Annotated in this window: 1 protein-coding gene; it reads right to left on the reverse strand. The window is 33.8% G+C overall.

Translation table 11 applies throughout. From position 1 onward, the window contains the following. Nucleotides 1-11 precede the first annotated feature (11 nt). A partial coding sequence (locus tag AAEZ18_RS19125) for a hypothetical protein (protein WP_352256003.1) occupies nt 12-260 on the reverse strand: 249 nt, incomplete at its 5' end.

The following is a 260-nucleotide window of genomic DNA, read 5'->3' on the forward strand; positions in this document are numbered from 1 at the left end:
GATATGGATAGTCAGTTACCAAAATCCTTTATAATTATACTTGCCGTAGTACAGGCTATTGCTCTTACCCTTTTATATAGCAGTATAGAAAATAATGTGTGGCCAGCAACAAGCCCTACATGGTTAGTCTCACTTATTACATTTTCTATGAGCTTTCCTTTATTAATGCTAATGACCGTTAATAAAAATAATATAAAAACGTCGTTACTTTTAATCCTTCCTTTTTCCTTGTTGTTATCTTTACTGGGTGCGTATGCAGG

Source organism: Pseudoalteromonas sp. 19-MNA-CIBAN-0066, assembly GCF_040308705.1.
Lineage (GTDB): Bacteria > Pseudomonadota > Gammaproteobacteria > Enterobacterales > Alteromonadaceae > Pseudoalteromonas > Pseudoalteromonas nigrifaciens.